At 61.4% G+C, this 11,051-nt stretch carries 9 protein-coding genes; 7 read left to right on the forward strand and 2 right to left on the reverse strand.

Going from position 1 to position 11,051, the window contains the following annotated elements; all coding sequences use genetic code 11:
• The first annotated feature begins 98 nt into the window (after positions 1-98).
• The 3 genes from BM438_RS39530 to ggt are packed head-to-tail and all read left to right on the forward strand — an operon-like array spanning position 99 to position 3,683.
• A complete protein-coding gene (locus BM438_RS39530; RefSeq protein ID WP_093645957.1) occupies positions 99-899 on the forward strand; it encodes a cysteine hydrolase family protein in 801 nt (266 codons plus the stop codon).
• Positions 896-2,086: an amidase gene (locus BM438_RS39535; RefSeq protein ID WP_093645959.1), complete on the forward strand. Its 1,191-nt coding sequence runs from the start codon at positions 896-898 to the stop codon at positions 2,084-2,086. The genes BM438_RS39530 and BM438_RS39535 overlap by 4 nt, the downstream gene beginning before the upstream one ends.
• 10 nt (positions 2,087-2,096) lie before the next feature.
• Positions 2,097-3,683 (forward strand): gamma-glutamyltransferase, encoded by a 1,587-nt coding sequence (gene ggt / locus BM438_RS39540; RefSeq protein WP_093645962.1) that lies wholly within the window; start codon positions 2,097-2,099, stop codon positions 3,681-3,683.
• Between the two features lie 34 nt (positions 3,684-3,717).
• Here the strand turns inward: ggt and BM438_RS39545 are convergent, their stop codons facing one another.
• Entirely contained in the window at positions 3,718-4,485 is a 768-nt protein-coding gene (locus tag BM438_RS39545; RefSeq protein ID WP_093645964.1) for a GntR family transcriptional regulator, read from the reverse strand.
• Positions 4,482-5,447, reverse strand: coding sequence for a polysaccharide deacetylase family protein (locus tag BM438_RS39550; protein ID WP_093645967.1), 966 nt, complete (start codon positions 5,445-5,447; stop codon positions 4,482-4,484). The genes BM438_RS39545 and BM438_RS39550 overlap by 4 nt, the downstream gene beginning before the upstream one ends.
• 317 nt (positions 5,448-5,764) lie before the next feature.
• Between BM438_RS39550 and BM438_RS39555 the strand changes: the two genes are divergently transcribed.
• The 4 genes from BM438_RS39555 to BM438_RS39570 all read left to right on the forward strand — a co-directional run bounded on the left by BM438_RS39555 (position 5,765) and on the right by BM438_RS39570 (position 10,200).
• Entirely contained in the window at positions 5,765-6,823 is a 1,059-nt protein-coding gene (locus BM438_RS39555; RefSeq protein ID WP_093645985.1) for an ABC transporter ATP-binding protein, read from the forward strand.
• A 151-nt stretch (positions 6,824-6,974) separates the two neighbouring features.
• On the forward strand, positions 6,975-8,270 hold the full coding sequence (locus BM438_RS39560) for an ABC transporter substrate-binding protein (RefSeq protein ID WP_054042307.1): 1,296 nt from the start codon (positions 6,975-6,977) through the stop codon (positions 8,268-8,270).
• 119 nt (positions 8,271-8,389) lie between these two features.
• Positions 8,390-9,304 carry an ABC transporter permease gene (locus tag BM438_RS39565; protein ID WP_054042305.1) on the forward strand — a complete coding sequence of 305 codons (915 nt, stop codon included), beginning with the start codon at positions 8,390-8,392 and terminating at the stop codon, positions 9,302-9,304.
• 2 nt (positions 9,305-9,306) lie between these two features.
• A complete protein-coding gene (locus BM438_RS39570) occupies positions 9,307-10,200 on the forward strand; it encodes an ABC transporter permease (protein WP_093645969.1) in 894 nt (297 codons plus the stop codon).
• The last annotated feature ends 851 nt before the right edge of the window (positions 10,201-11,051 follow it).

An 11,051-nucleotide genomic window follows, 5' to 3' on the forward strand; every position in this document is an offset into this window, starting at 1 on the left:
CTGCTCGAGACAACGGACTGCGCACGGCAAACGCACCGCGCGTCGAGGTCCGGGCAACACCCTTTTTATGGCGATTCAGACACGATGGAGAACCTCCGATGAAACAACACGACGCATATGGCACAAGCGTTTCCGGCCAGTTGGGCCGCGACGGCCGCTATAGCTGGAGTGCCAGCGAGAAACTGGTCGACATGTCCTTGCCCACGCCCGAACCAATCGTCGCGACGCTGTCGTGCGAACCGCAAAACGTGCGCATCGACCTGCGCAGCACGGCGATCGTCGTCATCGACATGCAGAATGATTTCTGCACCAACGGAGGATGGGTTGCCCAGATTGGGGGCGATTTCGTGGTGGACCGCGCGCCGATTGCACCATTGCAGCGCCTGCTGCCGACTCTGCGTCACCGCGGCGTGCCGGTTATCTGGGTCAATTGGGGAAACCGGCCCGACCTCGCCAACATGCCGCCGAACCAGTTGCATCTATATAAGCCGACCGGAACCGGCACAGGCCTCGGCGAACCGCTCGCGAGCAACGGTTCGCATGTGCTTGAGAAGGATTCCTGGGCAGCTGCCGTGGTCGACGAACTCAAGCCGCTGCCCGAGGACATCTGCGTGGACAAGTACCGCATCAGCGGCTTCTGGGACACGCCGCTGGACAGCATCCTGCGCAACCTCGGCATTCGTACGGTGATGTTCGCGGGCGTGAACACCGATCAGTGCGTGCTGCATTCGCTGACCGACGCCAACTTTCTCGGCTATGGCTGCGTGCTGGTGGAAGACTGCTGCGCGACGTCGTCGCCGGCGTTCTGCACGGAGGCGGCCGTCTGGAACGTGAAGAAGTGCTTTGGCTTCGTCACGGATTCGGCGCGCATCGTCGATGCCTTGGCGGATGCCGCATGAGTGCGTTTATCTCTGGCCCACGCGTACGTGTCGCTGCGACGGCGAGCGGGCCGCTCGATGGCCTGCGCTTTGCGGTGAAGGATCTGATCGACGTCGCGGGCGTGACGACCGGTGGCGGCAATCCTGACTGGCGGGCGGGCCATGTGCCGGCGCTCCGTCACGCGCCCTGTGTCGGAGCGCTGCTGGCAGCAGGCGCGACGCTCGACGGCAAGACGATCACCGACGAGCTCGCCTATAGCCTCGAAGGCGCCAACCATCATGACGGCACGCCGCTCAATCCGCGTTGGCCGCATGCCTTGCCAGGCGGATCGTCTAGCGGCTCTGCGTCGGCAGTCGCCAGCGGTGAGGTGGACTTTGCATTAGGCACCGATACCGGTGGCTCGGTGCGCGTTCCCGCAGCGTTCTGCGGGTTGTGGGGTATGCGGCCGAGTCACGATGCGATCTCGCTCGAGGGCGTGTTGCCCTTCGCCCCGTGCTTCGACACGGTCGGCTGGTTCGCGCGCTCGATCGATGTGCTTGCCGCGGTGGGCGACGTACTGCTGCCGGAAGCAGCCTCGGCAGCTTCCTCATCCGGTCAGCCGTTGCGCCTGGTTCGTGTCGCCGAGGCGTTCGCCGCTCGCGCGCGCAACGAGTCCGACGATGCTTTACGCCTTGAGGCGCTAGCTGAATCGTTAGGTGCGGACACATCGCTCGATCTGTTCGCCGGGGACGAAGCGCGCTGGCTTGCGTGTTATCAGGCCGTGCAGGATCTTGAAATCGATGCCTCGCTCGGCGACTGGATCCGTTCGGCGCAGCCGCGTTTCGGCCCATCCATTGCGGCCCGCTTTGCACGGCTGGAGACGCTCGATCGAAACCAGGCCGCACAATGGCGCGCCACTCAGCGCGAACTACGCAGCGTGCTCGATGCGACGTTCGAACCCGATCGCGTGCTGCTCATGCCGACCACGCCCGTCGCGCTGTTGGCGAAAGAAGCGTCGGACGCCGCAATCGGCCGCTTCTATGAAGCTGCGCTCACGATGAACTCGATCGCCGCGATTGGCGGCCTGCCGCAAATTACGCTGCCCTTTACTGACGAAATCGATCGTCCGCTTGCGCTGTCGCTCGTCGGCGCGCGCGGCAGCGATCGTGCGTTGTTTGCCCTCGCGCGCGATCTATACTCGCAGCACATCTTGGCGAACCTTCGGTAGCGGAGCATAGATGCACAACCTGAAACTCGCCAGCAGCACCAGCGGCATGGTCACCAGTCCGCACGCCGTTGCCAGCGCCGCGGGCCTCGACATACTGCGTGCGGGCGGCAACGCGATCGAAGCCGCGATCGCCATCGGCGCGGCGCTATGCGTGACGTATCCGCATTTCACGGGACTCGGCGGCGACGCTTTCTGGGTGATCGGCGATCGGCAAGGGACGTTGCGCACGGTGTCGGGCATCGGCCAGGCCGCGCAGCAACTGCCACCGTACAGCGGCGCGATTCCTTTGCGCGGTGCTGCGTCTGCGATCACCACGGCAGCGACCGTCGACACGTGGAATCAGGCTTATCAGATCAGCCGGACCTCATGGGGCGGGCAGCAATCATGGGCATCGCTGTTCGATCACGCGCTCGACTATGCAGCGAATGGGTTTCCCGTCACGCCTTCGCAGCATTTCTGGCAAACACTACGCGCGGATGAGTTGCGTTCCCTGCCCGGCTTTGCGGCAACTTTCGCGCCACACGGCCACATTCCTGCCATCGCCGAACCTTTCGTGCAACCCGCGCTGGCGAAGAGCCTGGAGCGGATTGCCCGCTTCGGCGCGCGCGAGTTCTATGAGGGCGAGCTTGCAGAGCGGATCGCACTCGGTTTGCGCGAAGCCGGCTCGCCGCTGACGTTGAGCGATCTGGCGCGAACGCAAGCACGCGACGAGGCGCCATTGCGTGTGGCCTATCGTGGCGGCGAACTGGTCAGCATGCGGCCGCCGACTCAAGGAGTGACGACCCTGCAGATCATGGGCATGCTCGATCGTTTCGATATTGCGCAGATTGCCGAGGGCAGCGCCGACTACTACCACCTGCTGGTGGAAGCGGTGAAATGCGCGTTCGTGGACCGCGACCGCTTCGTATCCGATCCTGAGTTCAACTGGGTGCCCGTCGATGACATGCTGTCGCCCACCGCACTCGATGCGCATGCACGCTCGATCAATCTGCGTGAAGCGCGCGCATGGCCCCACGTGTTTCGCCCGGGCGACACGGTGTTTATCGGCGCGACGGATAGCGAAGGCCGCAGCGTCAGTGTTCTGCAAACGGTTTACTTCGACTGGGGTAGCGGCGTAGTGGCGGGCGACACGGGAATTCTGTGGCACAACCGCGGCGCTTCATTCAGCACGAATCCCCGGCATCACAATGCGGTGCAACCGGGCAAGCGGCCGTTCCACACGCTCAACCCCGGCATGTATCTGAAGGATGGCCGGCCACATCTGCTGTTCGGCACGCAAGGCGCCGACGGTCAGCCACAAACGCTGGCCGCGATTCTCACGCGGTTGATCGACTACGGGATGGACCCGCTCACTGCCCTCGCCCGTCCGCGCTTTCTGCTTGGCAAGACATTCTCCGATACGCGCGATGCGTTGAAGCTCGAAGAGGACGTCGGCGCCGACGTGTTTGCCGAACTTGCTGCACGTGGGCATGAAGTGAGCGCCATTCCAGCGCAGAGTCCTTTGGCCGGCCATCCAGGCGTGATCCGCATCGAGCCGGACGGCGCAGCATCAGGCGCGCACGATCCACGTAGCGACGGCCGTGCGCTCGGGGTTTGAGTCAGCTGAGTGTCAAGCGGCCGCGTGTCGCCACTCACGTAGTTTCCCGCGCTGACGCATTGGCATAGCCAGTGATGCCGAGCAACTGGCCCAGGCTTTTCTCGCCGCGCATCCGCGAGGTTTCGATTCGTTCCTGGATATCGCGAAGGTGCGCTTCCATATGGGCCATTGCACCGGCGGCATCGCGCGCTTCGATGCAATCGACAATCGTCGCATGCTCCGCGTGCTCGCACGGCGCATGCCCCGGCGGCTCATATACGCCGACAATGAGCGAGCAGCGCGAAACCAGTTCCTTCAGATAGTTTTGCAGGATCGAGTTGCCCGCGAGCGCGGCGATGCGCATATGAAAACCGCTCGCGAGCGTGGCCCACGAAGGCTGGTCGAAGCGATGCATCGCCTCATGTTCGCTCGCCAGTTGCTGGCGCAAGGCCTTGATGTCCTGGGCGCTCGCGCGCTGTACGGCCAGCTCGACCAGCATGCGTTCAACGGAGCGCCGCGCCTCGAAGATCTCGCGCGTTTCCTCCGGCGTCGGCTCGGCGATCACCGCGCCCTTGTTCGGCCGCAGCACGACGATGCCGTCGTAGGCGAGCTTTTCCAACACCCGCCGTACGACCGCGCGGCCCACGCCGAACAGTTGACACAACTCGGGCTCCGGCAGCTTCGTGCCCGGTGTTAAACGATGGTTCAGCACGCCGTCGAAGATCGACTGATAGATGCGGGCGTCGACGTCCGCTTCTTCCTTTGGCGTTTTTCTGGCGGTGGCCGCAGTGGCTTTCGGCTTGGTGGTCGTACTCGTGCTCATGCAGCCTCCGGGCGCAGCACGCCGTCCCGCTCCAGTTCGTCCATGTGATGCGCGATTGCGCCCGGCGTCGTGATCCACACATCGCCTTTCGCTCGTGCCGCGGCGATGTGTTCGAGCGCGCGGCGCAGATGCCGTAGTCGATATGGCTGCCCCACCAGATAAGGATGCAGTGCGATGCCCATCACGAGCGCCTGCGGCTGCGTGCCGCGATTCGCCTGTTCGAGCATCTCGTCGAACTGATCGACGATCATGTCGGCGAACGCGCGTCCGTCCATATGGCGGCCCACCATCATCGGCAGATCGTTGAGTTCCTGCGGGTACGGAATCGACCATAACGGTCCGCTGCGTGTCGCCATACGTACCGGACGATCATCGTGACACCAGTTCAGCGTATAGCGATAACCAGTCTCGGCCAGCAGGTCGGGCGTCAGGTGCGATTCGGATATCCACGGTGAGAGCCAGCCCTGCGGCGGCGCGCCGGACGCTTCGGCGATACGTTCGCGGCAATGCAGAAGCAGCTCGCGTTCGCCATTTTCGTCGAGGTCGCTTTGCCGATGCGCGTTGGTGTGCCCGTGACCGATCAGTTCGTCGCCACGCGCCACGCACGCCGCGATCAACTCCGGGCAATGGTCGTAGAGCGCGGTATTGATGAGCGTGCCCGCAGGCATTTCCAGCTGATCGAACAGTTCGATACAGCGCCACGCGCCGACGCGGTTGCCGTACTCGCGCCAGCTATGGTTCAGCACATCCGGTTGCGGCGAAATCGGGCCGAGCGCGGCGCCTAGTCCCTCGCCGAATGCAAAGTGCTCGATATTGAAGCCGAGATAGACCGCGAGCCCGCTATCGCCGGGCCAGCGGAACGCGTCGCTATCCGTGATCGGGCGATACGCAAAGCGGCCATGGGTGGCGATCGGTTGACGGGCGCGATTTTCTGCTGCGGGCATGTTCCGTGTGTCGTTCATGTAAAGAAGCCGTGAGTAACGAAAGGCGACGCGTGGCGCTCCGTATGAACCGAGTTGGCCGGATCATGCCCCGGGACGGACCGAAGACGCACCGCGATTGCGCAAAAAGAAACGCTTTGATCGCTGACGATCGACGCCGCAGATCGTTTGCAATATGTGAGCCAATTCGTCGACGTTAAGCACACCGGCGCGTTTGCAATCGCCGGACCTCACGAATCGACAGATGGCACATGTCTTGCATTTGGATGGCTTCGCCGAGGCATCGCGTGTGGTTTTGCGTGCGTCAGCACTTCGCCGTTCACGAGGACATCCACTCCATGATTCAGCCTGCTTCAACGGTGCTCGAAACCACAGCCGCCGATATCGAACTGGTGCACGTTTCGAAGCAATACGGCGACTCGCTTGCCGTCGACGCCATCGATCTGCGCATTGCCGGCGGCCAGTATTGCTGCCTGCTCGGGCCCTCGGGATGCGGTAAGACCTCGACCCTGCGCATGATCGCCGGGCATGAATCGGTCACCGAGGGTGACATTCTGATTGCGGGACGCAATGTCACGCGCGAAGAACCCGCTGCCCGCGGCACGGCAATGGTCTTTCAGAACTACGCGCTGTTCCCCCATCTGAGCGCGCTCGATAACGTCGCGTTCAGCCTGAAGATGCGCGGCATAGCGAAAGATGTGCGCCGCAAGCGTGCCGGCGAGCTGCTGGAGCTGGTCGCGATGTCCGCGTATGCCGAACGTAAACCGGCGCAACTATCGGGCGGCCAGCAGCAGCGTGTGGCGCTCGCTCGGGCGTTGTTGAATCAACCGGGCTGCCTTTTGCTCGACGAACCGCTTTCAGCGCTCGACCCCTTTCTGCGCGTGCAGATGCGTGCGGAACTCAAGCGCTGGCAGAAAGAACTCGGTATCACGTTCGTGCACGTCACGCACTCGCAGGAAGAAGCGATGGCGCTTGCCGATCTGGTGGTCGTGATGAGCCACGGGCGCATCGAACAAAGCGGCACGCCGCACGAAGTCTTCAACCGTCCGCGTACCGAGTTCGTCGCGCGTTTTCTCGGTGGTCACAACGTATTCAACACGAATGGCCGCTCGTTTACCGTGCGCGCCGATCATCTGCGAGTGGTGCCGCACGGCGTCACGCCAGTTCAGACGGCAACCGGTGAGAGTGGCTTGGCGCGAATCGGCGGCGTGCCCTGCAAGGTGCGCGAAGCGGAATACCAGGGCACCCATTTACGCATGACGCTCGATCCGCTCGACGGCTCGCCGGAACTGATCTCGTTGGTGAGCGACGGCGATTATGACCCGGCACGGCTCGGCCCCGACGCGCGTGTGGTGGTCTGGTGGAACGAGCAGGATGCGCATCCGCTGGCGGCCTGAGCGGGTGCGCGGTTGTGTTCTGCCAGCGCGACACGGTGGCGCAAAGAAGGTCTCTGAACGAGAAACGTGAACCGAGTTTTAACTGAACGACAAACAGGCGCTGACCGAACATCAGGCGCAGACCAAACGAACGTCAACTGAGGAGAAGGCAATGAGTGAAGCGAACGAGAGCCCGGCAGCGGCCGCATCCGATCTGAAGGAAAAGGGCCTGTCGCGCCGCACGTTCATCAAGGGCGCTGTGGCGGCGGCCGGCATTGCCGGTTTTCCGTACGTGCATGCGCAGGAGAAGATCACGTTGCGCTACCTCGGCACGGCGGTGAATCAGAGCGCCGACATCGCGAAGAAATTCAAGGAAGACACAGGCATCGACATTCAATATGTGCCGGTGACGACTGACGACGTGGCCAAGCGCATCATCACGCAGCCCAACTCGTTCGACATTGTCGACACCGAATATTTCGCGCTCAAGAAACTGATTCCGGCCGGCACGCTCGCGGGCATGGACGCGAAACGTATCAAGCTCGCCGACAAGATCACGCCCGTGCTGACGCGCGGTGAAGTGAACGGCAAGAAGATCGGCGATCAGGGCACCGCGCCGAAGAAGGTGATGTTTCTGACCGGCCCGCGTTCCACCGAGTTCTCCGCAACGCCGACCGAATGGATGACGCTGATCCCGACCACATACAACGCGGACACGCTCGGCATCCGTCCCGACCTCATCAAGCGCCCGATCGACAGTTGGGCCGAACTGCTCAATCCGCAATTCAAGGGAAAGGCGGCGCTGTTGAACATTCCAGCGATCGGCATCATGGATTCGGCAATGGCGATCGAGGCGATGGGTCACGTGAAATACGGCGACAAAGGCAACATGACCAAGGCCGAAATCGATCAGACCATCAAGATCCTGATCGAAGCCAAGCGCGCCGGCCAGTTCCGCGCGTTCTGGAAGGATTTCAACGAAAGCGTGAATCTGATGGCTTCGGGCGAGGTGGTGATCCAGTCGATGTGGTCGCCGGCCGTGACCAAAGTGCGCACCATGGGTGTCGCCTGCAAGTTCCAGCCGCTCAAGGAAGGCTACCGCTCGTGGGCGTCAGGTTTCGGCTTTCCGCGCTCGCTGCAAGGCAAGAAACTCGACGCTGCGTATGAGTTCGTCAACTGGTTCCAGGACGGTTGGGCCGGCGCCTACCTGATGCGTCAGGGCTATTACTCCGGCGTGCTCGAGACGGCGAAGACGCACATGCAGCCTTACGAATGGGACTACTGGATCGAAGGCAAGGCTGCCGCGCAGGACATCAAGGCACCCGATGGCCAGTTGCTCGAAAAAGCCGGCACGGTGCGTGACGGTGGTTCGTACAACCAGCGCATGGGGGCGATTGCCTGCTGGAATGCGGTGATGGACGAGAACATCTACATGGTTCAGAAGTGGAACGAGTTCATCGCGGCTTAAATGTGGCTTGAACGTGACCTGAGCGACTGAATCGCATGCCGGACTGCCGGTGCATGACCGGCCGGCAGTTCTTCGATGACGCGGTTATGCCGCAAAAGTGCTTCCACTGATATCCGCCCATGGCAACGATCGACCTTCCGTCTCACGCGCAGGATGAGCCCGTCAAACACCGGCGCGCGCCGGCATGGTTGCAGGCGACGCCGCTTTCGCTCACGTTCTTGCTGTTTTTTATCGTGCCGCTGGTCATCACGTTGATTGTCAGTTTCTGGGACTTCAACGAGTACCAGATCATTCCGGCTTTCACGCTCAAAAACTACGCGGCGATTTTCAACGGCTGTTCGTCGATGACGGACGTCTGCGTGACCTTGAAAACATACTGGTCGACGCTCAAGTTCTGCGCGATCGTATGGACCGTGACCTTGCTGCTGGGTTTTTCGATTGCTTACTTCCTGGCGTTCCACGTGCGCACGACGAGCATGCAGACAATCCTGTTCCTCGTCTGCACGATTCCCTTCTGGACGTCGAACGTGATCCGCATGATTTCGTGGATGCCATTGCTCGGCCGTAACGGGCTCGTCAATCAGGCCCTGCTGGGCGCACATCTGATCGACCAGCCACTCGAATGGTTGTTGTATTCGAATTTCTCGGTCGTGCTGGCGTTCGTGCACCTCTACACGTTCTTCATGATCGTGCCGATTTTCAACGCGATGATGCGGATCGACCGTTCGTTGCTAGAGGCCGCGCGCGATGCCGGCGCAAGCGGCTGGCAAGTGATTCGCGACGTGGTGTTGCCGCTGTCGAAGACCGGCATTGTGATCGGCTCGATCTTCGTGATCACGATCGTAATGGGCGACTTCCTGACCGTCGGCGTGATGGGCGGCCAGCAGATCGCATCTGTCGGCAAGATCATCCAGGTGCAGACCGGCTACCTGCAATTTCCCGCCGCGGCGGCCAACGCGATCATTCTGCTGGCTGTCGTGTTGATGATCGTGTGGGGTTTGACGCGGGTGGTCGACATCCGCAAGGAGCTGTGAAGATGCAGGCCATTCGCTTCAAACATCGGGAGCGTCGGCCGGCCAGCTTTTACTGGCTCGCGCTGCTGTTTGGTTTGTTCGTGCTGTTCCTGTATGGACCGGTCATTACGATTTTCATTCTTTCGTTTCAGGGACCTGAGGGCGGGCTGACGTTTCCGATGCGTGGCGTGTCGTTGCACTGGTTTGCCGCGCTGCGTGACGGCGTGGGCGATGTCGATATCTGGGGTGCATTTGGGCGATCCGTGCGGCTCGCGTTGGCTGTAACCGTGTTGACAGCGCTGTTCTCGGTGGCGGCCGGATTGGCCTTTCGCCGGCGGTTTCGCGGGGATACTGCCGTCTTTTACGTGTCGGTTGCCAGTCTGATCATGCCGTCCATTATCGTTTCGCTGGGGATCGGGTTGACGTTCCGGTTGCTCGATAACGGTGTGAAGTTTCTCGCTTCCGCGTGGGGGTATCAGTCGTTTGCCGATACCTATACGACGTCGATGGGCTTGTTCACGTCGGCGCTGGGCGCGCATTTGACGTGGACGCTGCCATTCGGTTTGCTCGTGATGTTTGCTGTGTTCAACCGCTTTAATCCTGCTTATGAAGAGGCTTCGCGGGATCTCGGCGCCACGCCGTGGCAAAGTTTCCGGCATGTTGTTTTGCCTATCATCGGACCTTCGGTTGTCGGCGTCGCGATGTTTGGGTTCACGCTTTCATGGGATGAGATTGCGCGTACCTCACAGGCGATTGGAGATCAGAATACGTTGCCGCTCGAATTGCAGGGGCTTACCACGTCGGTGACGACGCCTGTCATTTATGCGCTTGGGACGATGACTACGGTTTTGTCGCTTACGGTTATGGTTTTGTGTTTGCTCGCGGTGCGGGGGTTGGGGCGGCGGCGGGTGACGTAACGTTTCTTTGCCTGCTCGGCGGTTGGTTTTTTGTCTGATTGGGGTGTTGGGGTTTCCTTGTTCTGGTTTTGGTGCCTTTCCTTGTTTTGTTAGTGGTCTATTAGTGTTGCCCCTGTGCGGGGCGGCACTTACTTTCTTTGCCGCCGCAAAGAAAGTAAGCAAAGAAAGCGGCTAGAAGCCCCTGCTAAGTGGGCGCCGTGGTCTGCACAGGGTAGTGGTGCGACTGGAATCCGTGCTCTCGCACATTCGGCGTTAGTGACAAAGGACTCATCAGCTCCCACTCCGCACTACGTGCGTCGCGGACGGGTCTGCATGGGAAACCATGGGCTTCGGTTTTGGTTTGTGGGGGCCGTCGGCTTCGCCTCGGCGACGTGCCTCTGCACTCTCCCGGGAACCCGCCTCAAACGATATGTCGGTGTACTGCAATCACCGTCCGGGTCACGATCACAGTCGCGGCTGCGGCCGCCGTAGGAAGTTGCAGTTGCCGCTCCGATTGCAATCGCGGTGGCGCCCAATGACGAGCCACGGCCCGGTGACAAGACCTGGCGCCAAAACGTAGCGATCGGTTTTATGAGCGGCTCTTCGGCGCGCGCAGCGCCGCCGGAAGTATGACGCCCTTGTCACAAGCTTATGCACGGGCACGAACACAGATTCCAGATGCACCACTACCCTGTGTGGGCTGCGGGACCCACTTAGCAGGGGCTTCTAGCCGCTTTCTTTGCTTATCTTTCTTTGCGGCGGCAAAGAAAGTAAGTGTGTAGTGGTCAAGCGATCCTGGACACCGGCAAAGGGTATTTTTAAAAAGTCGAAGCTTCGTACCGCGTCGGCGGCATCCTGTCTGTTGCCGAATG

Origin of the sequence: Paraburkholderia aspalathi (genome assembly GCF_900116445.1) — a bacterium.
In the GTDB taxonomy this organism is placed as follows: Bacteria; Pseudomonadota; Gammaproteobacteria; order Burkholderiales; family Burkholderiaceae; genus Paraburkholderia; species Paraburkholderia aspalathi.